This is a genomic window from Formosa sejongensis (assembly GCF_033447105.1).
In the GTDB taxonomy this organism is placed as follows: domain Bacteria; phylum Bacteroidota; class Bacteroidia; order Flavobacteriales; family Flavobacteriaceae; genus Formosa.
The window spans coordinates 113,942-140,030 of the sequence record NZ_JAWQUN010000008.1 but is presented as its reverse complement, the minus strand read 5'-3'; the positions used below and the strand labels follow the sequence as shown (position 1 = coordinate 140,030).

Annotated in this window: 16 protein-coding genes, 1 tRNA gene and 3 pseudogenes; 16 read left to right on the top strand and 4 right to left on the bottom strand. The window is 32.9% G+C overall.

Going from position 1 to position 26,089, the window contains the following annotated elements; translation table 11 throughout:
• Positions 1-156 precede the first annotated feature (156 nt).
• Entirely contained in the window at positions 157-1,953 is a 1,797-nt protein-coding gene (gene lepA / locus R6X41_RS10320; protein ID WP_318499966.1) for a translation elongation factor 4, read from the bottom strand.
• A 169-nt stretch (positions 1,954-2,122) separates the two neighbouring features.
• Between lepA and R6X41_RS10315 the strand changes: the two genes are divergently transcribed.
• Both R6X41_RS10315 and dusB read left to right on the top strand, forming a co-directional pair.
• Positions 2,123-4,531 (top strand): outer membrane beta-barrel family protein, encoded by a 2,409-nt coding sequence (locus tag R6X41_RS10315; RefSeq protein ID WP_318499964.1) that lies wholly within the window; start codon positions 2,123-2,125, stop codon positions 4,529-4,531.
• Between the two features lie 120 nt (positions 4,532-4,651).
• Positions 4,652-5,647: a tRNA dihydrouridine synthase DusB gene (gene dusB, locus R6X41_RS10310; RefSeq protein ID WP_318499962.1), complete on the top strand. Its 996-nt coding sequence runs from the start codon at positions 4,652-4,654 to the stop codon at positions 5,645-5,647.
• Between the two features lie 6 nt (positions 5,648-5,653).
• Here the strand turns inward: dusB and R6X41_RS10305 are convergent, their stop codons facing one another.
• Entirely contained in the window at positions 5,654-6,859 is a 1,206-nt protein-coding gene (locus tag R6X41_RS10305) for an ABC transporter permease (RefSeq protein ID WP_318499960.1), read from the bottom strand.
• A 1-nt stretch (position 6,860) separates the two neighbouring features.
• Positions 6,861-7,253: a 30S ribosome-binding factor RbfA gene (gene rbfA / locus R6X41_RS10300; protein WP_318499958.1), complete on the bottom strand. Its 393-nt coding sequence runs from the start codon at positions 7,251-7,253 to the stop codon at positions 6,861-6,863.
• Positions 7,254-7,459: 206 nt separating this feature from the next.
• On the opposite strand from rbfA, the gene R6X41_RS10295 reads away from it, so the two are divergent.
• The 6 genes and pseudogenes from R6X41_RS10295 to R6X41_RS10270 form a co-directional block, all read left to right on the top strand.
• Positions 7,460-7,533: transfer RNA gene (locus tag R6X41_RS10295), tRNA-Ile, on the top strand.
• A 374-nt stretch (positions 7,534-7,907) separates the two neighbouring features.
• Positions 7,908-8,210: a helix-turn-helix transcriptional regulator gene (locus tag R6X41_RS10290; RefSeq protein ID WP_318499956.1), complete on the top strand. Its 303-nt coding sequence runs from the start codon at positions 7,908-7,910 to the stop codon at positions 8,208-8,210.
• 10 nt (positions 8,211-8,220) lie between these two features.
• Positions 8,221-8,772, top strand: a complete 552-nt coding sequence (locus R6X41_RS10285) for a DUF3987 domain-containing protein (protein ID WP_318499954.1) — start codon at positions 8,221-8,223, stop codon at positions 8,770-8,772.
• Between the two features lie 114 nt (positions 8,773-8,886).
• Positions 8,887-9,638: pseudogene (locus tag R6X41_RS10280) on the top strand (apurinic/apyrimidinic endonuclease family protein); the annotation flags it as partial.
• 74 nt (positions 9,639-9,712) lie between these two features.
• Positions 9,713-10,150, top strand: coding sequence for an IS200/IS605 family transposase (tnpA, locus tag R6X41_RS10275; RefSeq protein WP_318499953.1), 438 nt, complete (start codon positions 9,713-9,715; stop codon positions 10,148-10,150).
• 61 nt (positions 10,151-10,211) lie between these two features.
• A pseudogene (locus tag R6X41_RS10270) lies at positions 10,212-10,424 on the top strand (xylose isomerase); the annotation flags it as partial.
• 378 nt (positions 10,425-10,802) lie between these two features.
• Here R6X41_RS10270 and R6X41_RS19785 read toward each other — a convergent pair.
• Positions 10,803-10,862 (bottom strand): hypothetical protein, encoded by a 60-nt coding sequence (locus R6X41_RS19785; RefSeq protein ID WP_412176263.1) that lies wholly within the window; start codon positions 10,860-10,862, stop codon positions 10,803-10,805.
• A 1,156-nt stretch (positions 10,863-12,018) separates the two neighbouring features.
• Here R6X41_RS19785 and R6X41_RS10265 point away from each other — a divergent pair.
• From R6X41_RS10265 to R6X41_RS10235, 8 genes and pseudogenes are all read left to right on the top strand, one after another.
• Positions 12,019-15,042 carry a SusC/RagA family TonB-linked outer membrane protein gene (locus R6X41_RS10265; RefSeq protein ID WP_318499951.1) on the top strand — a complete coding sequence of 1,008 codons (3,024 nt, stop codon included), beginning with the start codon at positions 12,019-12,021 and terminating at the stop codon, positions 15,040-15,042.
• Positions 15,043-15,059: 17 nt separating this feature from the next.
• Positions 15,060-16,574 (top strand): RagB/SusD family nutrient uptake outer membrane protein, encoded by a 1,515-nt coding sequence (locus R6X41_RS10260; protein WP_318499949.1) that lies wholly within the window; start codon positions 15,060-15,062, stop codon positions 16,572-16,574.
• Positions 16,575-17,600: 1,026 nt separating this feature from the next.
• The gene (locus tag R6X41_RS10255) at positions 17,601-19,850 is read left to right on the top strand and encodes a T9SS type A sorting domain-containing protein (RefSeq protein WP_318499947.1); all 2,250 of its coding nucleotides are present in this window, start codon (positions 17,601-17,603) and stop codon (positions 19,848-19,850) included.
• 507 nt (positions 19,851-20,357) lie between these two features.
• Complete coding sequence (locus tag R6X41_RS10250) at positions 20,358-24,485, top strand: hybrid sensor histidine kinase/response regulator transcription factor (RefSeq protein ID WP_318499946.1); 4,128 nt, start codon at positions 20,358-20,360, stop codon at positions 24,483-24,485.
• A gap of 153 nt (positions 24,486-24,638) precedes the next feature.
• The gene (locus R6X41_RS19780; protein WP_412176262.1) at positions 24,639-25,019 is read left to right on the top strand and encodes a GH39 family glycosyl hydrolase; all 381 of its coding nucleotides are present in this window, start codon (positions 24,639-24,641) and stop codon (positions 25,017-25,019) included.
• Positions 24,977-25,409, top strand: a pseudogene (locus R6X41_RS19775) (GH39 family glycosyl hydrolase). The gene R6X41_RS19780 and the pseudogene R6X41_RS19775 overlap by 43 nt, the downstream one beginning before the upstream one ends.
• A gap of 108 nt (positions 25,410-25,517) precedes the next feature.
• A complete protein-coding gene (locus R6X41_RS10240) occupies positions 25,518-25,835 on the top strand; it encodes a GH39 family glycosyl hydrolase (protein ID WP_318499944.1) in 318 nt (105 codons plus the stop codon).
• A 6-nt stretch (positions 25,836-25,841) separates the two neighbouring features.
• Entirely contained in the window at positions 25,842-26,063 is a 222-nt protein-coding gene (locus R6X41_RS10235; protein WP_318499942.1) for a hypothetical protein, read from the top strand.
• Positions 26,064-26,089 lie beyond the last annotated feature (26 nt).

The following is a 26,089-nucleotide window of genomic DNA, read 5'->3' as shown; positions in this document are numbered from 1 at the left end:
TGGAATAATTATTCACTGTTTAATGGTAAAATATTTTTGGTTTATTAAACAGGATAGTTAAAAAATTATGAAATACCTTTAATCAGAATATTTATACCATAAAAAAAGACTGCCTTTTCAGACAGTCTTTATATAGAGTTATAATGTATTTTTTATTTAGTCGTTTAGTTTTAAAACGGCCATAAATGCTTGTTGAGGTATTTCTACATTTCCAACAAGACGCATACGCTTTTTACCTTTTTTCTGCTTTTCTAAAAGTTTACGTTTTCTAGAAATATCTCCTCCATAACATTTTGCTGTTACATCTTTACGTAAAGCTTTAATGGTTTCTCTAGAAATAATTTTAGCACCAATTGCTGCTTGAATTGGAATATCGAATTGCTGACGTGGAATTAATTCCTTCAGTTTTTCACACATTTTCTTTCCAATGTGTTGAGCGTTATCGGCATGAATTAAAGCTGAAAGGGCATCTACAGGTTGTGCATTCAATAAAATATCCAGTCTTACTAATTTAGAAATTTTCATACCAATTGGGTGGTAATCGAAAGATGCATACCCTTTAGATACTGTTTTTAAACGATCATAGAAATCGAATACAATTTCAGCTAAAGGCATATCGAACGTTAATTCAACACGCTCTGGTGTTAAATACGTTTGATTTAAAATCATTCCTCTTTTTTCAATACAAAGTGACATTATGTTTCCAACAAAGTCAGATTTTGTAATGATTGTGGCTTTTATGTAAGGTTCTTCAACTCTGTTAATTGTTGAAGGATCTGGTAAATCTGATGGGTTATTTACTATAAAAGAGGTATTAGGATTTTTGTTTGTATAGGCGTTATAAGATACGTTAGGTACCGTTGTAATAACGGTCATGTCAAACTCGCGCTCTAAACGCTCTTGAATTATTTCCATGTGAAGCATTCCTAAGAATCCACAACGGAAACCAAAACCTAAAGCGGCAGAACTTTCTGGGAAGAACACTAAAGATGCATCGTTAAGCTGTAACTTTTCCATAGAGTTACGTAACTCTTCGTAATCATCTGTATCTACTGGGTAAATACCAGCGAAAACCATTGGTTTTACATCTTCAAAACCTTCAACTATATTTGTAGTCGGATTATCAAAATCTGTAATGGTATCACCAACTTTTACTTCTTTTGCTGTTTTAATTCCAGTAATAAGGTAACCAACATCTCCAGCTTTTACACTTTTCTTTGCAACTTGTGTAAGTTTTAAAGTTCCTACTTCGTCTGCATAATATTCTTTATCTGTAGCGACAAACTTAATTTTCTGACCTTTTTTAATTTCACCATTAAAAACTCTAAAATACGTTTCAATACCTCTAAAGGTGTTATACACTGAATCGAAAATTAAGGCTTGTAATGGTCCGTCAGGATCACCTTTTGGAGCAGGAATACGTTCTATAACTGCTGTTAAAATATCTTCTATTCCAATTCCTGTTTTTCCACTTGCGTGAATAATATCTTCTGGATTACATCCTAAAAGCTCGACGATATCGTCTGTAACTTCTTCAGGATTTGCACTTGGTAAATCTATTTTATTAAGTACTGGAATAATCTCTAAATCGTTTTCTAAAGCGAGATATAAGTTAGATATAGTTTGAGCCTGAATACTTTGAGCCGCATCTACAATTAATAACGCACCTTCGCAAGCAGCTATAGATCTAGATACTTCGTACGAGAAATCGACGTGACCAGGAGTATCAATAAGATTTAAAATATATTGTTCACCTTTATAGGTGTATTCCATTTGAATGGCATGCGATTTTATGGTAATACCACGTTCGCGCTCCAAATCCATAGTATCCAATAGTTGGTTTTGTTTTTCACGCTCTGTAACTGTGCCTGTAAAATCTAATAAACGATCGGCTAAAGTACTTTTACCGTGATCGATGTGTGCAATGATGCAAAAATTTCTGATGTTCTTCATAAAGAAAACTATACCTTGCTTTAATCTGCAAATATAGTTGATTTACATGAGCAATTTTTAATTTTTAAACAGTAGTTTTTGTAAGAAAAATATTTATGATTCATTATGGTTTGCTATACTTGATTTTGTTTCATTTATTATATGTTTGTAATACCTATTTATTTAATTTATGCTTTTTAAGTTATCGATTTGTTTCTTTTTGTGCTCTTTAATGTGTTTTTCGCAAGAAATTCAGGTTTCAGGCCAGATAAATGATGCGCATAACTTACCTCTTGCATATGCAAATGTAATTCTTGTAAATAATGAAGATGATACATATGTTAAAGGAACAATATCCGATGACGATGGACACTATATTATAGCCGATGTTAAAGTTGGAAATTATAAATTAGAAGTTAGTTTTATAGGATATTCTGGGTATACCAAAACTTTACAGCTAGATAGCAGTACCGTTTTTCAAACCATTGTATTACATGAATCTACAGAGGAGTTGGAGGCTGTGAATATTGTAGTAAATCAGCCCACTTTTAAAAAACAGTCGGACCGATTAATTTTTAATATAGAGAATACATCACTAACGGAAGGAAGTGTTTTGGATGTGCTAAAAAGTACACCTGGGATTTTAATAATGAATGACGAAATAAGTGTTAAAAACAGTTCGAATATTATTTATTTAATTAATAATAAACGGGTGTATTTAACGGGAGAAGATTTGCAACAATTGTTGTCGGGTACAAATGCTGCTTATGTACAATCTGTTGAAGTGATTACCAATCCGCCTGCAAAATACGATGCCGAAGGTGCTGCAGTTGTTAATATTAAAATGAGTAAAAATCTAATTACTGGGTATAACGGAAGTGTATACGCGAATTATACACAAGGTATTTACCCGAGGTTTAATGCTGGAATGAGTAATTTTTATAAAACAGATAAATTAAATGTTTTTTTTAATTATTCCTACGGCGAAAATAAGATAAACAGATACGATACAAGCGATGTTAAATTTATTGAAAATAGTACTGTAGTAGGAGAGTGGAATAGTGAAAGTGATAGAAATACAAAAACGAAAGCACATAATGCCAATGCCAATTTAGATTACTCCATTAATGATTCAAATGTACTTTCGTTTTCAGCTAATGTGAATGTCACACCATATTGGAAACGAAATGCTAATATGGAGACTGAAGCTGTAGATTCTTCATTTGTTGCTATAAACAATACAGACGATTCTACGACCAATGTCGCAGCAAATATTGATTATGTAAATACATCGGAATCAGGACATACATTGTCTGTTAATCTTCATCATACTAATTATGAGTACGACAGGTATCAGGATATAAATTCTAAATATTACGATATAAACAATGTATTTACAAGCGAGAATATCTTTAATTCTACATCGCTTCAAAATACATATATTTATTCCGGACAAGCAGATTATACTATGACTTTAGAGCGAGATGTTGCTTTAGAATTTGGAGTGAAAGTATCTGTAATCGATTCAGAAAGTGGGATAGATCAATATTATTTAGAACAGAATAGTTTTGTGATAGATGTTATAAATAGTGGTGTATTCGATTATAATGAAATAAATTATGCAGCTTACATAAATACTTCAAAGTCTTGGGACTCGTGGAGTTTTTCAGCAGGATTACGAGGTGAATATACAGATACCGAAGGTGGAGTGTCTAGTTTAAATCAGAAAAATAAATCGGATTATTTTAAATTATTCCCAACGGTAAATATCTCTCACGATTTTAATGAAAATAACAGTCTAGGATTATCCTACGGAAAGCGTATTGAGCGTCCAACGTATTCATCCCTAAATCCGTTTAAATACTATTTTAACGATTACACCTATTTACAAGGAAACCCCGATTTACAACCCACAATCTCATACCTAACCACATTATCTTATACTTTAAAAGGAGCGTATACCTTTGAATTGTATTACCGGTACGAAAACGATCCCATTTCCGAATTAGTCTTCCAAGAGAATAACACAAACCAGTTAATTTACTTACCTACCAATTTAGAAAAATCGATCGATTATGGCTTTGATTTTATGACGTATAAACCCATAACAGATTTTTGGTCGGTATATTTTGTTAATTCTATTTTCCATGAAACATCCTATTTTAAAGCGGTACAAAGTGGAAATACAACCGAAACGAATCAAACTTGGGCGATGTATACTAATGTTATGAATTTCTTTACTTTTTTAGAAGATCGTAGTTTAAGTGGTGAAATTTCAATTTTGTATTTATCACCAATGATTAATGGAGCTTCAGATATTTCTTCAAGAACACAAGTAGATTTAGGCGTAAAAAAGAGTTTTAATAACGGAAAATGGGTGGCTTCACTTAAAGCTAGTGATATTTTTAAAGCCACAGATTTTACTGTTAAAAATAAGTATTTAAATCAAGATAATCAATATTACAGTCGATTCGATAATCAATGGTTTCGTTTAGGATTACGTTACAATTTTGGAAACACAAAATTAACGACCAACGAAAAAGAGGAAAAAGAATTAAACGAACGTAATCGCTTAAAATCTGAGGGTTCAAATAATTAGAATGCAGATTTAGATCCTGTTTTTTAAATTTCATGTTTTAAACACTTCAAATACAAAACATTAAAGAAATAGTATTTATTCTATCATTTTCAGTATTTTTGCCCACTTAAAAAACAGACTTTGGTTAAAATAGATACTATAGAACTTCCCGATTTTCCGTTGCTTTTAGCACCAATGGAAGATGTTAGCGATCCACCCTTTCGTGCACTTTGTAAAGAGCAAGGCGCCGATGTCGTGTATACCGAATTTATTTCTAGCGAAGGCCTAATTCGTGATGCTGTGAAAAGCACTATGAAATTAGATATCTATGAAAAAGAACGTCCGGTTGGGATTCAAATTTTTGGAGCCAATTTAGAGAGTATGCTTCAAACCGTAGATATTGTAACCGCGTCTAAACCGGATATTATCGATATTAATTTTGGATGTCCTGTAAAAAAAGTGGTCTCTAAAGGCGCTGGAGCAGGAATTTTAAAAGACATCGATTTAATGGTAAGTTTAACCGAAGCCATGGTAAAACGTACGCACTTGCCAATTACTGTAAAAACCCGTTTGGGTTGGGATCACGATTCTATTCGAATTATGGAAGTTGCCGAACGTTTACAAGATGTAGGGTGTAAAGCGATTTCTATTCACGGTCGTACACGTGCGCAAATGTATAAAGGGGATGCCGATTGGGGACCTATTGCCGATGTGAAAAATAATCCTAGAATGCATATTCCAGTTTTCGGAAATGGAGATGTAGATACGCCAGAGAAAGCGATGAGAATGCGTGACGAATATGGTTTAGATGGTTGTATGATTGGTCGTGCAAGTATTGGGAATCCATGGTTTTTTAAGCAAGTCAAGCACTTTTTTACAACCGGAGAGCATCTTGCTCCAATTTCTATTGAAGAGCGCGTAGAAGCCGCTAAACGTCATTTACAAATGGCGATTGATTGGAAAGGTGAAACTTTAGGTGTTTTTGAAACCCGTCGTCATTATACAAACTACTTTAAAGGGATTCCACATTTTAAAGAATATCGCCAGCGTATGGTAACAAGCGATGCATCTAAAGATGTTTTTGATGCATTCGATATGGTTTTAAATGATTTTTCTGATTATCAGTTTTCTGAATAATCGCTTTTAAATCGTTTCGATTAAAGATTTAGAAATCCGAACGGAAGCAATTTTTGAAGCTATAATTCCTAATACCGAAATGGTAAGCAGAACTATAATTAAATTTGGAATCGTAATCGCTACCGGGTAAGGTAGGTTTGGTGTAATCATAACTAAAGAAAATGCTTGTTGAAGTCCTACAATTACCAGACCGAGAATTAAGCCTATAATACCGCCAAAAACAGACATTAAACTGCCTTGATAGAAAAATATACGTCTTATATCCTTTACTGAAGCTCCGAGTTTGTAAAGTGTGCTTAGTGTTTTCTTTTTGTCTAAAATCATCATTACTATAGAACCTATCACATTAAAAAGAGCGATAATTAAAACTAAAGTGAAGATTAAATATACGGCTAGGTTTTCAGTATTAAGCATTTTGTAAAGCGCATCATTCAGCTGTACACGATTTTTAATAATCACATTTTCACCTAAAATAGATTCAAGTCTAGGTTTTATAGAAGCTTCGTCGACATTGGGATTTAGCTTAAATTCTATAGCAGATAGTTGATTGGGTGCATAACTTAAAAGTTCGCGAGACATTTCAAAAGGCGTATATACATAGGTTTCATTCAATGGTTCGTTAATATCGAATAGGCCAACATTTACGCAATGAATGGCATTAAAAGCACTACTTGTGGATTTAATTTGACCCGTTCCAGGTTTAGGAACATATATGGTAACCGATTTTCCGTAGTCTAAAACACCCAGCGATAAATGATTAGAAATGCCCCATCCAGCAACCATTTGGTCTGTATTTTGTCTTAGCCAACTTCCTTGAATAATAACAGAATCTATAGCGTTTACTTGGTTATAATTTTCGTCGACTCCTTTTATAAAAGCAGGATAGTTTTTATCATCGTAAGCAAGAATAACACGTTCTTCAATAATTTTAGAATAAGACGCAATATCTTCCAAGCCATTTAATGCTTCAAACTGAGTATTAGAAAGCAAAAAGGATTTACCCGAAGCAGGAACTGCTTTTAAATCGGGATCGATAATAGTTGAAAATTTAAGTGTAAAAACCTTTAAACCAGCAAAGCCAGAAAGGACAATAAATAGGGAAGCCGCTCCTAGAATAACACCTACAGCTGCAATTATGGTAATAAAATTTATGGCATTGTTGCTGCTTTTTGAGCGTAAATAACGTTTGGCAATATACAGCGGGAAATTCAATTTACGACTTTTTATGATCTCCTAGAAGGCCTGGATCTTTTATAGGATTGTCTTTTCCTTTTAAAGATTGTTCTATTTGATCGATATATTCTAAAGAGTCATCAACAAAAAATTCTAAATTAGGCATTCTACGTAATTGATGTTTGGTACGCTGTGATAATTCATGCCTAATTAAAGATTTGTTAGAACGAATACCTACTAATAATTCTTTTGCTTTGTCGTTTGGAAAAATACTAAGGTATACTTTGGCAATAGATAAATCTACAGTTACATTTACTTTAGATACCGAAATTAAGATACCTTTCATGCCGCCTTGAGTTGCAGCATTTTGAAGAACATCTACTAAATCGCGTTGTAAAACTGAGCCTATTTTTTTTTGTCTATTACTTTCCATGGTGCAAAAATAGTCGATATTTAAAGATAATCTTACTTTTGTAAGTAAAATTTGTTCGTAAATATAAAAGTTAAAATATTTAATTAACAGTGTTCTAGGCGAGGTGCATTGAATTTAGAATATAGAAGAGCATTTTTTGTAAAAAGTAATTATAAAAAGCCTTGCAGAGTTTTAAAAATAATAGTAATATTGCACTCCAATTTTGAGGTCCTATAGCTCAGTTGGTTAGAGCACCTGACTCATAATCAGGTGGTCCATGGTTCGAGTCCATGTGGGACCACTTCAATAATGGCAAGCCTTTCGAGAAATCGAGAGGCTTTTTTGTTTTAGGGCTAGTACAACATATGTACAACATTTTTTTAGTTTCTTTATTTGATGTTTTTCCCGAAAGTAGATTTTATCTTTTAATTATAATTTTAACTTTTGAAATGTGTTTCAAAATGAAAACTAAATTCTGAATGGTACCTGCAGTTTCTATATTTTAACTCTTGACGTAATAGATCTGTTTTTTTTTCTTTACATAATTCTCATCATAATTTCAAAAACACTAATTATTCTTTAAAATCGGAACAGTATAAATGTTAAAATTTCATGCTTAACGATTTGATTTTATATGTCTTTCTAATTTGATTTCGAATTTAAAAATGAAATCATATGGAAACTCAATCAGAAGTAATTACGTTATTAGAAGCGATTAGAAACATTTTATCGCACGACAAAAAAGTTTTAAATGTAAATGATTTGGCTGTTTATACTGGCCTATCTAAAAGTAAGATCTATAAGCTTACGCATTTAAAACAGATCCCAATGGGGAATAATCCGCACATACGCCAAAAGTTTTTCGATAAAGATGCCATTGATGAATGGCTGTTAGGTAACCCAGACTTGTCTGATGAATATCTAGAACAGCAGTTCGATGATTTGTTGCATAAGAATAAACGTCTTCCAAAATTTTAATTCTTAGGCTATGATAGATACACAAAAAAACACTTCCAACATTCAGGAGAATGAAAGAAGTGGTCTTCGAATTTCGCACAAAGAAGATACGAAAATTACATCACATATTGATGTGATAGACCTAGAAAATGATTACCAAAAACTAAATGGTAAAAATAAGAATCCCTTTCCTGTAGATGTGTTTCCAAAAGCAGTACAGGAGATTATTTATGAAGCACATAATAAGTATCAGTTTTGCCTAGATTATTTAGGAGCAGGTGTATTAACAGCAGCATCAGCTTCTATTGGAAATTCTTATAAAGTTGAGGTAAAAAAAGGTTGGCATGAAAAAGTGAATTTGTTTACTGTTATTGTTGGAAGACCAGGAGATTCTAAAAGCCATGCGTTAAACTTTTGTTTTAAACCGATTCATGAACGAGAAGATCAATTTTATAAAAATTATGAGAATGAACTTTCAGAGGATAAAGTAAGTCTTAAACTGACACTTCTAAAAAAGATTTTGATTAGTAGTTTTACACCATTGTTTATCATAATACTAATCTTATATATTATGATAAAATAAAAGCATTAGTCATTTCAATTTGTAGTTAAGATCTCAAGGCCTTATTAAGAAGCATGCTTCTTTTTTTTAAAGCATGCAAAACGAATTAGATATTAAATAAAACACAAATAAATTATGGCAACATTAGGTAATACAGAGTATTACAAAGGTATCGGAGACATTAAATTTGAAGGTAAAGAATCCGACAATCCGTTAGCATTTAAATATTACAATCCAGAACAATTTGTAGCAGGAAAAACCAAGCGTGAGCATTTTAGATTTGCTATTTCGTACTAGCATACCTTCTGCGGAACAGGTGGAGACCCATTTGGTCCTGGAACTTTAAATTTCTCATGGGATAAACCAACAGATGCGCTTGAAGCTGCTAAGGCAAAAGCAGATGCTGCATTCGAATTCATTATTAAAATGGGCTTCGACTATTACTGTTTCCACGATATAGATTTAGTAAATGAGGCAGCTACTTTTGGAGAACACGAATCAAGATTAGCAGCAATTACAGACTATTTAAAAGAAAAGCAAGCCGCTTCAGGCGTGAAATTACTTTGGGGAACAGCAAACTGTTTTTCTAATCCGCGATATATGAATGGGGCGTCTACAAACTCTGATTTTATGTATTAGCACGCGCTGGTGGACAAATAAAACTGGCTATGGATGCGACTATCGCTTTAGGTAGTGAAAACTACATATTCTGGGGTGGCCGAGAAGGTTATATGAGCTTATTAAACACCGATTTGGGTCATGAATTAGACCATGTGGGACAGTTTTTAGGTTTGGCTAGGGATTATGCAAGATCACAAGGTTTTAAAGGAAATTTCTTTATCGAGCCTAAGCCTATGGAGCCCATGAAACATCAATACGATTTTGATTGGTCTCAAAGGTAGTTCAAACTATGTACTTTAGTGCATTTCGCTTTAGCTTCTAAAAACTTTACCTTAGTCTTATGAATGAACAAAGATCCAATGGCCATAGTATATCTCGATTGAGTGTTCATGTAGTTTGGAGTACAAAGTATCGCTATCATGTTTTAAGAGGCGATGTTCAGATTCGTTGTCGGACTCTTCTAATTCAGATATGTGAATCAGAAGATGTTCAAATATTAAAAGGAGTAATATCGAAGGATCATGTTCACATGCATTTGGAATATCGTCCATCCCTAAAGTTAAGCGATCTGATAAAGAAATTAAAGGGCAGAAGCTCTAGAAAGCTTCAGCAAGTATTTCCTGAATTAAAACAGAAGTATTGGGGCAGACATTTTTGGGGTATTGGATATGGCTGTTGGAGTACTGGAAATATTACAGATGAAATGGTAAATGAGTATTTGGAGCATCATCGTAGACCGGACGATGGGAATATCACAAATTTTATAATTGAGAAATAATCATGGGGTGACTTTCAGTCACGAGCCCGAACCTATGGACTTGTAGTCCATAGTGGTTCAGTCGGCTACAGCTATTGGCTTCGTAAAGGAATATGGTTTAGATAAAGATTTTAAAATAAATATTGAAGTAAATCACGCGACTTTAGCACAACACACATTTCAACATGAAATTGAACTTACAGCTAAAGCAGGGATGTTAGGAAGTTTAGATGCCAACCGTGGCGATTACCAAAACGGATGGGATACAGACCAATTTCCAAATAACACCCAGGAGGCTGTAATTTATCCTAATTGGGCGGTTGTTTTTTTTATTATGAGTTTGCTTTTGGGTATGGTCGTATTAATATTGAGCTAAAATCCATTGATGAACACCATAGAAAAATTTATTGGAACGGGTGCTAAATTTATTTGGTGAAAAAATGTTGTTGTGGACGGTGAGATAATTGTTCATTTCAAAGTAGAATAGAAGTCATATAATGAGTCTTCTTCATTAAAACCGTGTAATATGAATACGCAAATAAAATCGAGACTTTCCTAATATCTGCACATTAAGTTAAGCTATATTTTTATAATTGATTTGATTTATAAATTCTTCAATAAATGCATAATTCAACGCTGAATACCTGCTTTTTCTGTTGTGCCAAATCTCAATTTATTCAAAGACTTCCAGTTTTATTTCATCTTTAGAAATGAGTTTGTTGCCATAAATCAATTCGGTTTTTAGGGACTTAAAGAAGCTTTACACTACTGCATTTTTCCAGCAATTTCCTTTTCGGCCCATACTTCGCGTTATTTTTTTATAGGAATCGAGAACATTTACAAATTTTTACTGGCATATTGAACTCATCTATCAGAATTAAAAATTAAACTTTCTTCAATATCTCGAATTTTAATAGCCATTTTTCACGCTTCAAGCGTGTTTTCATACGTACTCATTCCATTGCTTAAACTCCAGCCTAAATTTTCCTATCATATAAATCCATAATAGTGGTCAGATATGAATTCTTCGTTGGTTTGGATGTAAGTAATGTCAAACACAAAAATTTTTGAAGGCATGTTCACAATAATCTCCCTATTTAATATAAGATTCACGATTAAATAATCATGATTAGAATTGATTGTTGACTTGAATTTCTTGCTTTATTAACTTTGTAAGCCCAATTGTCTCATATATTTTGCCATAGTAATTTTTGAAATTTTATAACCTAAACTATGAAGTTTTAATGTTATTCTTGGACTTCCTTAGTGTTGCTTGGATGTAAAATAAATCGATGTTATTTGTTTTTCTATCGGTAATAGCTTCCATTGCTCACTTTTAGGACTTTGCACATTTTTTAAATCGGGAATATTTTGGTCATTATTTTTAATGAAACTATAAATCATCGACCGCTCTTGGAAAAAATGCCGATTGCTTTTTTTAATATATCATGCTCTAATTCGGCATCTTTGAGTATCTTCTCCATTTCGTGAATTTTTCTTGATCGGGAGTTAATTTTTAAATTTCCCTTTCCAGGAAAACTTCCTTTTCTTAACTACTCAAATTCTTTTCTATACAGATTCGAAGCTGTTACTCCTAACGCTCTCGCGAATTTTGATAGGTTTGTCCTCTCAGAACTTAGTTGGACCGAGTTCCCTTTAAAAGCATCGTAGTAAATTTTGCTTACTTGTTTCATCATAGAAAATTAAGATTTATTTCTTAAATTTCTGTGATGGCTAAGTTATCAGGTTCATTTTTTTTTATGTCTCTCAAAATAAATCACTTAATTAAGCAAAGGTTAATTTACCCCCTATATAAAAACAACTTGTGACCCTACTACCTTAATTTGATTAAGTTATTTTGTAATTACTAACTAAAGCTCATAATACTTATGAAACAAACTAAATTTGAAAAGTTAAATAGAAAACTATTGACTTTTATTTTAATTGTACTTTGCTCAAGCATGGCATCGTATAGTCAAAATATTATCTCTGGAACGGTAACAGATGAATCCGGAACACCTTTATTAGGTGTTAATGTCATTGAATCTAACACTCAAAATGGTGCAATAACAGATTTTGATGGTAAATTTAATATTAATTTAAATAAAAACCCTTCTGAACTTATATTCACGTATATGGGGTTTAAAGACAAAAAGCAGTCGGTATCCGGAACAAGCACTTTACAGGTAGTGCTACAAGAAGATTTTGCACAATTAAATGAGGTTGTTGTTGTGGGGTATGGTACTGCTAAGCGGAGTGATCTTACAGGAGCAATTACATCAGTGTCTTCTAAAGATTTTGATGAACAACCTTTAAATGATGTTAGTCAAGCACTGCAAGGTAGAGCAGCTGGTGTACAAGTTACCCAATCTAGTGGTGAGCCTGGTGGAGTATATAAAATAAGGATTCGTGGGGCTAATTCGATTACTGGTAACAATGACCCTCTTTACGTTGTAGATGGTCAATTTGTGGATATCTCTACCGTAAATGTTAATGACATTGCTTCTATGGAAGTTCTAAAAGATGCTTCATCAACCGCTATTTATGGAACTAGAGGAGCCAATGGTGTGATTTTAATTACTACAAAGAGAGGTCGTGCAGGAAAAACAAAAGTAGAAATTGATTTATTTACAGGTATATCCAACTTGACTCAAAAATTGGATTTAATGAGTCCTGTAGAGTTTGCTGAAGGTGTGAATTATTCTGAAGGCCAAGATCCCAACGATCCGACTAATCCTTTTTATACAACTTCTGAACTTGATTATTTAAGAATAAATGGAGGCGAAGATTGGCAAGAAAGGTTATTTCAAACAGGATATTCTACCAATGCACAAATAACAGTAAGCGGTGGTTCCGATGCTATGGATTACTATATTTCAGGTAATATTTACGAAGCATCTGGAACAGTCGTCGATCAAAAATTCAAAAAACTCAATCTAAGATCTAATTTGAATGCCAAATTAAGTGAAAAATTTAAAATTGGTCTTAATTTTAATGTTGGACAAAAAGAGTCGACCGGTGTTCAAGCTGATTTAGGGTCTGGTATATCGTGGGATCCAACTACTCCAGCATTTGATGAAAATGGAAATTATAATTTCAACTCTATAAAGAATGTAGCTTCTGGAGAAACCAATCCATTAGTGTCCGTTCAAAATAATTCTAGAAATAATACAACAGATCAATTAAGTATTAATGGTTATCTAAACTTTGATATCACTAAAAATTTAGTGTTTAATACCTCTTTAGGGCTAAATAAAAGCGAGAGACATTTTAATTCTTATGCCCCATTAATTTCTAGTGCAAATGGGAGAGCAAATGTAGATAACTATTATTCAACAAAATTGTATTTCACTAATAGGTTCACTTATACTTTAGATATTAATGAAAACAATAATCTTAAAATTGATGCTATTCAAGAATTGGTTAAAGAGGAATCTAATACAACGCAAATTGATGCGAATGATTTCTTTACAGATTTGGTAACTTATAAAGATTTATCAATAGCAGGAGTGCAGTTGGCATCAAATTCAGAAACCAATAGAGAGCTAGAGTCTTTTCTAGGAAGGATAAATTACTCATTATTTAATAAATACTTGTTAACCGCATCCATAAGAGCAGATGGTACTAGTGTATTTCAGAAAGACAAATGGGGTTATTTCCCTTCTGCTTCTATAGCTTGGAAAGTGTATGAAGAAGACTTTATTAAAAATATTGAGTCGATAAACAACCTTAAAGTTAGACTAAGTTATGGCCAAGTAGGGAATCAAGGTATTGGCGTTTATGGCACCCGCTCTAGAGCAGTAATAGATGAATTAATTAACTACCCCTTTAATGGTAGTCTCACCACGGGTGTAGCGCCTTCCAATAGAGTAGCTAATCCAGATTTAACTTGGGAAACCACTGATCAATTTGATGTGGGTGTTGATTTTGGTATGTTAAATTCAGCATTAACACTATCAGTTGATTATTACAAAAAAATCACCTCCAATTTGTTACTAGATACTCAATTACCATCCTTTGTTGGTCCCACTCGTCAATATGTAAATTCTGGTGAAGTAGAAAATAAAGGATTTGAAATTACTCTAGGTGCAAGATTTCTACAAAATGATAATTGGAATATCGAGTCCATCTTAAGTGTTTCTAGAAACAGAAATAAAGTATTGTCATTAAATGATGGTGTCACATCGCTTGAAGTGGGTGCGGCCATTGTGCCTAATCTCCCGGTAAATCCTACTAGAGTAGAAGTAGGTTTACCAATAAGCACACTAAGAGGCTATGTTTTTGAAGGGGTATACCAACTTGATGAAGCGGCAGAAGGCACTCCTGGAACTGCAAAATATAAAGATATTAGTGGACCTGATGGAATCCCTGACGGTCTAATCACAACAGATGACATTACAAATGTAGGTGATGGTAATGCAGATGTTACATGGGGCTGGAACTGGGATGTTAGTTATAAAAATTGGAATTTAAACTTTTTATTAATAGGATCTGAAGGAAATGATATTTACAATTTTCAAAGAGCTAGATTAATGGCGTTGGGTGCTCAACAATTTAATGCTGTACATGCCGACTATTTAAACAGATGGACACCAGAAAATCCTAGCAATATTCCTTCTAGCAACGACGGTACCGAGATGTTATCTTCTCAATTTATTGAAGATGGTTCTTTCATCTCTATGAAAAGTATTGCTTTGGGTTATAATGTTGATAGCGATTTCTTAGAAAGAATAGGAGTAACTAAACTAAGGTTATATGGCAGTGTTGAGAACTTATTCATTATTACTGACTATACAGGGTTTGATCCAGAATCAACCGCATCTAATGCCAAGGACGATGCCGATGTAGGTATTGATTATGGCTCATATCCAATTAGCCGCTCTTTTATCATTGGTCTTAATATTGCATTTTAATAATAAAAACAAATACTATGAAATATTTAAATAAAATATTCTTAATAACTTTAATGGTGTTTATTTGCCATTCATGTTCAGATTTAGAAGAAGATACCAGTAGTTTATTAACTTTAGACAAATTGGCAACCGAGGGTGATATAACCGCTAGTTTAGCACCCTTATATAGGGAAACGTTAGAATTGTTTAAAGTACCACATTTCCTAAGGGCTGCTACTTATGGCGGTGATGATATTACTACATGGTCTGCAGGAAATAAAGCACCATTAAGAACTTTTGATAGATTTGATTATGGGAGTGGCGAGAACGCAGATAATGCTTGGTTAGCTAATGCTTGGGATAGTTATTGGAAAATAATTTATTATAGTAACACCTTAGTTGAAGGCTTAAAAACGTCAACAGCACCAGAAAATAGCATAGGAGTAGCTAATGGAGAGGCTCGACTTTTTAGAGCATTTTCTTATCTTAACTTAGTTAGGACGCAGGGTAACGTTCCCGTAATTCTAGGAGAAGATAAACCAACAGGTAAAGAGCAAAGGGCCACAGTTTTAGAAAATTATCAACATATTGAAGCAGATTTGCTAATTGCAGAAGAATTATTACCAGCCCCGGGTTCGGAGAGTGCTGGAAGAGTTACATCGTCTTTTGCTAAAGCAGTATTGGCTGATTTGTATTTAACATGGGGAGGTTGGCCAGTAAAAGATGCCTCTAAAATTCCATTGGCAGCTAGTAAAGCTAAGGAAATAATAGATACTCAATATCATACGTTGCTTCCAATTGATGAGCTATGGCTATTGTCTGGTGAAAACAGTACAGAATCCATTTTCTCAGTAAGGGTTGCGGATGATCAAAGTGTGGTAAATAATTACCCTTCAGCGTTTAGCTTTCACCAAGCTAGAGGGTTTTCAGATTGTTTTCCGGAGTTGCAGTTTTTTTATGATTTTCCCGAAGGTCCGAGAAAAGAAGCCACATTTTTACTAGATATACCTAATAGGAAAGTTCCAGGTGGTGTGATTACACCAAAAGATCCACCAACAACTCCTTGGCAAGAGTCTGATAGACAACATCCTATGTATCAGAAGTTTGTTGCGGCTGAAGATTTAACATTTTCTAATAGACCTGTGTCATTTAGATCTATAGAATTATATAGATATGCTGAGGTATTATTGATTTATGCTGAAGCCCAAGCTCGAGTTGGTGAAAACGCCAGTTCTGTTGAAGCTTTGAATCAGGTTATAAGACGTGCAGCAGGATTACCTTATTTAACACCCAATACAGATGTAGATGTGACTACGGCAACTGTAGACGAGATTATAGCTGAAAAAGGCTGGGAATTAGCGGGAGAATACAAACGATGGTTTGATTTAGTGCGTACTGAAAAGGTTGAAGAAATAGCAGCCTTAAGAGACCCCTCTGAGCCAGTTGAGTTAATAAGGCAGCCAACAAAAGCACAATATATAGTTCCAATTCCAATCAACTCAATATTACTTAGTGAATTAGTGCAAAACCCAGAAGGGTTTAAAATCCAATAAAGTAAATTTAGTAGTTTGTTTGGTATATAATTTAAGGGAGGTCGTCTAGAAAGTAACTAGGCGACCTTTATTTTTACTTCTTTTTACGTTTCGGTAAAAGACCTTTTAAATTAAAGAATTATTTCAGATTTAATAAACAAAGCAATTCTATATCAACAAACTTTTTTTGTTTTTTTTTAGATTGTGCGCCATTGCAATGAGTCCTATGTCTGTTTCTACCTTTATTTAAACCTTAACATAAATCTTTTAAAATTCATATTTTGTTTTGTTTAGCTTTCTCCTTGAGTTTTGCTAGTTTGTGATTTCAATTTACAACGCGGTTGTTTTTGTTCTATTGCACAGGATTCTGAGCTGGCAACCTAAGCAGTTTTTAGTTTACTAACGGGATATTCCATGCTAGTATCCAGTTGCTGTTTTTCTTATAAAATTACCTATGCTTTTGATGGGTTGACCCATACGGAAATAATAAGTGTTTGTTTTAGTGCTATAAAAGAGTTTATCTGTTGCATATGGTTTTTTCGTTTTACCTAATCGTTCCTTGTCGAAGTAATTGCATTTAACAAAAGCTTCAATGCCCTCATTTCTAGTGTGAAAATAGAAACTCAGGTTAGGTATCCCATGCTTTTTGTTATTGATTAATACAAAATGTAAAGTGTAATCTTAACATTAGTAATAGAACATGTAAAAGATATGTTTATAGAAAGCAAAAGTTACGATACCCCCTATAATAAAATTATTTTTACCCCTTTTTTTTTAAATTTCATAAGATATTTGTATTGAATCAGATGAAAATGGCATATAAATAATTAGGTTGATTTTCTCTCTTTTTAAGATTCTACCATCACCAACTAATGTTACTTAATCTATTGATGAAGAATTAAAATAATACTTTTTATTGAAGAGTTATTCTGTTTTTGATGAATATTAAAAACAAAATAACTAATCGGTTTCATTTATTCAAAATGAATTTTGAGAATAGAAAGTATACTAAAAGAATCTATTTTTAATTTAAAACAATAATAATTTATGAGAGCAATTTTTACACTAAGTCAGGAGGCACTACTTAATTGCCCAAGAGTAATAAAAAAGGATACTATAGTATTAATGCTAGTTACAATGTTATTTATGGGGTTTTCAGTGCATGCCCAATTAAATGTTGGTGATCCAGGAGTAACGGTAGATTTAAGCAAATTAGATGCTGATTATCCTCAAATGAGTCGATGGGCCAATGCAGGTGTAAGAGGAGGAATCCCTTTTATTACTAGTTTTGATAAAACAAGTACCGTTAGTTCTGGAAGAAGTGCTGAAATTAATTTAGCTATCAACGCGCTTTCAGGTTCTTTAGTCGAGGGGGAAATGGGTTTGCTTACAATAGCAAATGGTACATATATTATAGATGCTTCAGTTCAAATGATGTCCAATGTGTCTCTTATTGGAGAAAGTAGAGATGGCGTAACTTTTAGCATCACAATGACAGACGGTGATGCTGTTTCATTTAATAATGTTAAAAATTGTGGGCTATATAATTTAACAATTAGAGGGAGCTGGAGTGAACCTAAATATGATTGGAATTATTCTTTAGATGAGAATCGCGAATTTACTAATTCGAATGTTTCTGTAAGACTTAAATCTGGCACAACAGACTGTTGGCTGGATAATGTGAGCATTTTTAATAGTGCAAATGATCCTTTACGTACTCCAGCACACCACAATACATTTAGAAACTTAATTGTAGATGGCTGTAAAAGGAAAGCAGGGGGTGCTGAAGGTTACTTTTTTATTCAAGGAAGAGATAATTTAATAACTGGTTGTCAAATTACACACCTTCGTCATATATCTCTTCAAGGCGGTAATGTGGAGTACAATGTGTTGTACGATAACGATTTTAGACAAGAAGTGAGCTTTCATAGTGGAGACAATGGAAACAATTTAATTGAGTTTAATAGAATAACGTTACCATCAGACATGCCTCCAATAGAAGCTGGAGAAACGGGACCTTATCCTGAAACAGAAAATGGGAAACCAATTTATTTTGCCATTATGGGGCCTTGGGCTAGTATGCACGACGTTTCATCTCACCCTAATTTTGTTTATAGAAATGATTGCAAACAATTTAATCATTCTTTTGGAAGTAGTACACCTTGGTCAAATAATGATGACGTTTACTATGGTCCACAAATAAAAGGCTTAACAATGCAAGAAAGAATCGATAATTTTCCTGTATACGATAAAGGGGTGCCTGTTGGTTCTACTTTGTATGCTGTTAATTTGGAAGGAGGGAGTTCTACAGATATTTCTGTTACAGAAGTTTCGATATCTTTATCATCTGTGTCATTAAATGCAGGAGAAACCGTAACCTTGAGTGAAACTGTTTTACCGGAAAACGCAACTAACAAATTGGTTACATGGTCATCAGATCAATCCACCATTGCTAATGTAGATTCAGATGGAATAATTACAGCGATTTCAAGTGGAAGTACTATTATAACTGTTACAACTATAGATGGTTATAAAATTGCTACATGTGCCGTGACGGTTACAGGTGAAAGTGTACCGCCAACAGGTGGCATTTATACAGAAACGTTTACGAACATGTCTATAAGTGGTGCAGGAACTGAAACCTACATTGGTGATTATGGTTTTGTGTGGAACGTAGAAGGTGTTGGTCTTGGTAATGGTACTATTGATGGGACCAATGATATTTATTTCAATAGAGATATAACAGGTGTTATTTCAAATAGTATCCCCGGAGGCATATCATCGTTATCGGTTAAATGTTCTCATAAAACATTTGCTTTAGACGGTGCCCGGACGATAGAGCTTCTTGTAAATGGAAACGTAGTAGGGACTCTTGTTAAAACAGTTGGAAATAAAGAGGTTTATGAGTTCGCTGTTAATGATATTGATATTGCTGGAGATGTTGTGATTGCAATTAGAAACGCAACGCCTGCCGATGAGACCAATAGGAATTACCCTCTTGAAATTGATAATATTACTTGGACGGCGTATAGTGTGCTGTCTGTAAATGATTATAAATTTGGTTACAAACCAAAAATTTATCCAAACCCTGTTAGTAGTCAAGTTACAATTGATTTTTTATCAACAGGAACAAATAAAGTCGAAATTTTTGATTTGATCGGAAGAAGTGTTTATTCATCAAGTACAACCGATAAATATCTTACATTGAATAAAAATGTATTCAATGGTTCTGGTATGTATTTTATAAAAATTGAAAATGACAAAAAGAGGCATGTTGAAAAAATAATGGTTGAGTAGTTTTAATATAAAAATGAAGAAATCTTACTTGTTAAACCCTAATGGTGTAACATAATTTGTAAGATTTAAGATTAAAATAAATAGGGCTAATATTTTATATTACCCCTATTTTAATAACCAACCTTTTGATGATAATATCTTTTAAAATAGGACCATTTTATTTTAATAAAAACACATAATGTTAAACAATTTTAGGATGTTTAAAATAAATAAAATGACTATTTTTAATCGAAATAAATTTCACTAGGCTTGCCATAGACATGGCCGTTACAGAATGTTCATTAAGCTAGGTTAAACAGATAATGAGAATATAAATATCGTATTTCGAATTTTTATCGAAAGGTTAAGACCTGTGCTCAATTTGGTTGGATATGTAAACACAAAACACCTTTGTGTCTCGGTAGCCTTCGAGGCAGTCTCAAGGCTAATTGGTTTCAGAAAATTTTTTTATTACTGAATACTGCTTATTCTGATTAGGTAGGTGGGGTTAATAATTTTTTTTAAAAAATGAATGTAAAAAAAGTATTTTTATTCTTATTTGTATGCACTTGGTCAATGTTTTGCATTGCTCAGAAAAAAACCGATTATTACAATAATATAAAATTCAAACAATTTTCAACGCATAATGGGGTGTCTCAACGCTCAGTAATTAGTATTCTCCAAGATAATCAAGGATTCATGTGGTTTGGAACGCGCTATGGGTTGAATAAATATGATGGCAATACTTTTAAAAACTATAATTATAATTCTGAGGATTCCCTTAGTTTAAGCCATAATTGGATTAAAGCTTTAGCTAAAGATACCTCTGGGGATATTTGGGTTGGAACTAAAAACGGACTTAATAAGTACAATTCCGTAACTGATAATTTTACCCGTATTAAAAAGAATAATTTAAACAAGAGTTACTATACCAATGAAATTTGGGATTTAAAAAAGCAAGATTCAATTTATTTGTGGATTGCAACCAATATGGGATTAGATAGGTTTAATACCAAAACGGGGAATATCCTGAATTTTTCACATAATAAAAATAATCCACATAGTATAAGTTCAAATCAAATCAGAAAAATACTCATAACCCAAAAAGGAGATTTATGGGTTTGTACTTCTGAAAAAATAGATGTTTATGATGCTAAAGGAAATAGTTTCAAGCATTATGATTATCCTGAAAATGTGACACCAAATATTACAAAGAATAGCAGTTTGGCCTTGTTTGAAGATACAAACCAAAATATTTGGTTGGGATATGAAAATGGACTAGCAAAATTAAATTTAGAAACAAATACTTTTGAAGATTATAAGTTAAAATCGGCATCAAAAAATATAATTACTACTGCGGTTCGAAGTATTTGTGAAGATAGAGATGGTCAATTATGGATTGGCGCCTATGATGGGCTATATAGAATTGATATTGAAAACGGCATTACAAGCAAATATGAGCATGATAATATTGACTCCAATAGCCTTAGCCAGAATTCAATTTATAAAATTTTAGAAGATTCTAGAGGTGATTTGTGGATAGGTACTTGGGCTGGAGGTATTAATTATTTTGATAGAAGCTCAAATAATTTTTCAAGCTTTTCGGTTGGTTCAAATAATAAAAACCTTAATTATAAAGTAGTTAGCTCTATTGTTGAAGACGAAAATGAAAATTTATGGATAGGTACTGAGGGAGGAGGTGTTAACTTTTATAATAAAAGTAGTGGAATGTTTACTTATTACACTCATGACCCAAATAACAGTAATAGTTTAAGCGCCAATAATGTAAAGGCTATTTTAAAAGATCATTTTGGTAATTTTTGGATAGGTACTCATGACGGAGGTCTTAACCTTTTGACTATTAAAGGAGATAAAATGATTTTTAAAGTTTTTAAAAATAACTTTAAGGGCAATATTAGTTTTAGCGTCAATAAAATCACAGCATTAGCAGAAGATGATGATTATAATATTTGGATTGGAACCAACGAAGAAGGTTTAAATTTATATAACAGATCAAGTAATACATTTGTAAGAATAAAGGATTTGGAAAGTTTTATTGGAAATTTTGTTTACACTATTTCAAAATCAAAATTTGATAATAGGCTATTTGTTGGTAGCGAAAATGGTCTTTCTAAAATTAATGTAGCAACAAAACAGATAAGTAAAATAAATTTTAGAGATAAAGGAACAGAAGCTTTAAATTCAAATTTAGTTACTGTTGTCTATGAAGAATCTGCTACAAGTTTGTGGATTGGCACCGAAGGAGATGGAATATTTAATTACAATACAGAAACTAAAAAAAGTGTTAGATATGGTTTAGGAAAAGGGTTGCCAAACGAAGTAGTCTACGGGGTCTTACCAGATAATCAAAACAATATTTGGCTAAGTACCAACAAAGGATTGAGTAGGTTGAACTTAGAGACCAAACGAATTAAGAATTTTGATAAAACGGATGAACTTCAAGGAAATGAGTTCAACTATGGAGCTTTTATAAAGACTAAAAAAGATAACCTTATTTTTGGAGGTATTAATGGCTTTACAATTTTTAACCCCAATCAAATAAAAACAGATAAGTTTCTACCGCCAATCGCAATAACAGCGTTTAAAGTTAGAAACAAACCATATACTACTGTAAGTGATTCTACAAAAACGATATCATTAAGATACAATCAAAATGATTTTAGTTTCAATTTTGTAGCATTAAACTATTCGCAGCCCAATAAAACTCAATATGCCTATAAGTTAGAGGGTTTTGATAATGATTGGAATTTTATAGGAAATCATAAAACAGCCGTTTACACAAATCTAAATCCAGGAAACTACACTTTTAAAGTTAAAGCATCAAACAGTGATGGTGTTTGGAATGAAAACGACTCTGAACTTAGTATAAAAATAGCGCCACCTTTATGGGGGACTTGGTGGGCTTATGTTATCTATTTAATATTATTATTAAGTGTTTTTTTGTTTATTAGGCATAATGAAGTTATTAGAATTCGAAATCGTAATGCATTAAGACAAGAAAGGTTAGACAAAGAACAAATGGAAGAAGTAAATAGGCTAAAGCTTCAACTATTTACTAATATATCCCATGATTTTAGAACACCCCTTACTTTAATTATTGGTCCACTAAAAAAGATGCTGAATGAGAAAACTGGGAGCAGTTCTATTCATAATCAACTTTCTGGGATGTATAGAAATGCCAGTATACTATTACAACTTATCAACCAATTATTGGATTTTAGAAAAAGTGAAGCAGGCAAATTGCACCTTCATGCCTCTAAGAATGATTTGGTGGACTTCTTAAAAAATATTCAATTATCCTTTGAAGAATTGGCAAAAGATAGAAATATAAAATACGAATTAGGGTCTTCAGATGCCATTATTGAGGTTTGGTTTGATAAAATAGAAATGAAAAAGGTCATATTAAATATATTGTCTAATGCCTTTAAATTTACTCCAAAAAACGGTGAAATTTCTTTGAAGATATCAAACAATACTTTGACAAATAAGGATACTTCGAGTACCTACGTAAAAATCGAGATTAAAGATAGTGGTAAGGGCATCCCAAAGGATGATTTAGAATTTGTTTTCAACAGGTATTTTCAATTAGGACAGCAACATGAGCTAAGGTCTGGAACAGGAGTGGGCTTAGCATTAGCAAAGGATATTGTAGAACTTCATAAAGGAAAAATTTATGTAGAAAGTAATCTAGGCGAAGGATCTTGCTTTACGGTATTATTGCCATTGGGAAATACGCATTTAGAAGAAAAAGAGATTATTTATGAAGATGTAATTGAGAATGATTTGTTAGATTATTATGAAGGTTCAAATGTAGCTTCTGGTTGGATTAGAGAAGAAACTGACATTGATGAAATTGAGTTTAATGACGCATGGCCTTCCATTCTTTTAGTTGAAGATAATATTGAAGTAAGACAGTTTATTAAAGAAATATTTAGAAATGATTTTAACGTCTTTGAAGCAAAAAATGGGCTGGAAGGCATACATTTAGCGCAATACAACCCAATTGATGTTATTGTAAGTGATGTGATGATGCCAGAAATGGATGGTATGGAAATGTGCCATCAAATAAAATCGGATATTAGAACAAGTCATATTCCTGTTATTTTATTAACAGCAAGGACCTCTTCAAAAGTGCAAAAAGAGGGTTATGAAACAGGAGCAGATGTTTATTTAACCAAACCTTTTGATGGGGAAACACTAAAGTTGCAAGTGCTTAATATTTTGAAATCGAGAAAGAGTTTAATTTATAAATTTAAAAAGGATATTTTATTAGAGCCTAAAGAAATTACAGTAGTTTCTGCCGATGAAGTTTTCTTGAAGAGAGCCATGGATATTATTGAGGAAAATCTATCCAACTCAGAATTTAATGTTAATGTTTTTAATGATAAATTAGGAATGAGTCAAACGGTGGTCTATAAAAAAATAAAAGTTTTAACAGGACAAACTGTTTCCGAATTTATCAGAACGATAAGGCTTAAACGAGCAAGTCATTTATTGTTACAAACAGATCTGAATATTGCAGACATTGTATATGATATAGGTTTTAATGACTTAAAGTATTTTAGAAGGTGCTTTAAGAGAGTATTTAATGATTCGCCATCCGCATATAGAAAAAAAATGAGAAAAAACATTTAGAAATTACGATTGTCCTAAATAAGTAATAGAAAACTAAAAGATTAAAACCCAATACGACTAAATATTTAATTAAAAATGAGGATACTAAGAATTTTAACAATTGGAGTAATTATGTGTAGTGCTTTTGTATTGCATGCGCAGTAATCCATAAAAGTGAACACGACCGAAACCGGCGAAAATTTCGAACATTATTGGAGTAAAATGGTCGGAGCAAGTAGAGCGAACGATGGTTTAAGAGCGGGTTGGTTAGAGCAATTACAAGAAGTGCAAGATAATTGTGGTTTCGAATATGTGCGTTTCAATGGCTTATTTCACGACGATATGTTTCCTGTTGTAGAGGAAAAAGGTAAAATAGTTTATAACTGGCAATATATAGACGATTTGTTTGATAGAATGCTAGACTTAAATGTGAAACCTTTTGTTGAATTGCATTTTTGCCAACAAGTATGGCTGCATAAAATTGTGAAACTGTATTCTGGTGGAAAGCGAATATCACTCCTGACCCTGATAAATTTGGAGAATGGCATGATTTAGTTAAAGCCTTTACCCAACACTGTGTAGATAGATACGGCATTAACTTGGTATTTTGAAGTATGGAACGAGCCTAACTTATACAGATTGTTTTGGGATGGTACAAAATCTCAGTATTTCGAATTATATAAGCAATCTGCAATTGCAGTAAAATCGGTTGACGAACGTTTAAAAATAGGAGGGCCATCTACAAGTAATTTTGTGCCTGATGCACGTTTTGCTGGAGAAGTAACTAACGATAAAGTGTCTGAAGCTGTATTTGAAGTCGAAGATATTAATGCGTTACAATGGAAAGGGGGTTGGATTGAAGATTTCCTTGAGTATTGTGAAAAAGAAAATTTACCAGTAGATTTTGTGAGCTGTCAGCCATATCCAACAGATTATGCTTTTTAATCCAGAAACAGGAAAAGGGCTTACTCGATTTGTAGGGTCTACAAAATTAGATTTAGAATGGCTTAACGAAACTATAGAAAGAGTCCGTTTCCAGATGTAGAAATTCATTTGACAGAATGGAATACGAGTCCGAGTAGTAGAGATGCCATGCACGATCGGTTACCAGCCGCAGCCTATATTGTGAAAACAAATTCATTAGCCTTTTGGACGTTTACAGTTGTTTTTGAGGAAAAAGGAGGTGCTTCAAGTATCTTTCATGGTGGTTTCGGAATGATTAATTATCAAGGTTTAGTGAAACCATCTTACCATATGTTAAATCAGTTAGGTAATCAGAAAATCTATAGTGATGATTATTTATTTGTAAGTAAAAACTCAACAGATGGACGTGTTGTTGCCTTGGCGTATAATTATCCTAAAGAGTATTAAAATGCGGTGCCATCTGGAAGCAATAAGCGTGAAGAAGGAACAAATAAAAAATTAGATTTTTCATTGACAGGTTTAGAAGCAGGAGCAACTTTCGAAATTGAAATCAAGGATAAAGATCATGAAAATATTCATAATTTTTGGGAAGACATGGGAAAACCAGAACCACCAACACGTGAACAAATTAAAATGATGAAAGTGTATGCAAACACGATGAAAACGGAGTGTTAAAGATTAAACAAGAGTTAACACCTTGG

What these genes read in the sequence shown, in the direction of transcription:
- lepA (WP_318499966.1), bottom strand. Translation starts at nt 1,953, where the DNA reads ATGAAGAACATCAGAAATTTTTGCATCATTGCACACATCGATCACGGT.
- R6X41_RS10315 (WP_318499964.1), top strand. Translation starts at nt 2,123, where the DNA reads ATGCTTTTTAAGTTATCGATTTGTTTCTTTTTGTGCTCTTTAATGTGT.
- rbfA (WP_318499958.1), bottom strand. Translation starts at nt 7,253, where the DNA reads ATGGAAAGTAATAGACAAAAAAAAATAGGCTCAGTTTTACAACGCGAT.
- R6X41_RS10290 (WP_318499956.1), top strand. Translation starts at nt 7,908, where the DNA reads ATGGAAACTCAATCAGAAGTAATTACGTTATTAGAAGCGATTAGAAAC.
- R6X41_RS10285 (WP_318499954.1), top strand. Translation starts at nt 8,221, where the DNA reads ATGATAGATACACAAAAAAACACTTCCAACATTCAGGAGAATGAAAGA.
- tnpA (WP_318499953.1), top strand. Translation starts at nt 9,713, where the DNA reads ATGAATGAACAAAGATCCAATGGCCATAGTATATCTCGATTGAGTGTT.
- R6X41_RS10265 (WP_318499951.1), top strand. Translation starts at nt 12,019, where the DNA reads ATGAAACAAACTAAATTTGAAAAGTTAAATAGAAAACTATTGACTTTT.
- R6X41_RS10260 (WP_318499949.1), top strand. Translation starts at nt 15,060, where the DNA reads ATGAAATATTTAAATAAAATATTCTTAATAACTTTAATGGTGTTTATT.
- R6X41_RS10255 (WP_318499947.1), top strand. Translation starts at nt 17,601, where the DNA reads ATGAGAGCAATTTTTACACTAAGTCAGGAGGCACTACTTAATTGCCCA.
- R6X41_RS10250 (WP_318499946.1), top strand. Translation starts at nt 20,358, where the DNA reads ATGAATGTAAAAAAAGTATTTTTATTCTTATTTGTATGCACTTGGTCA.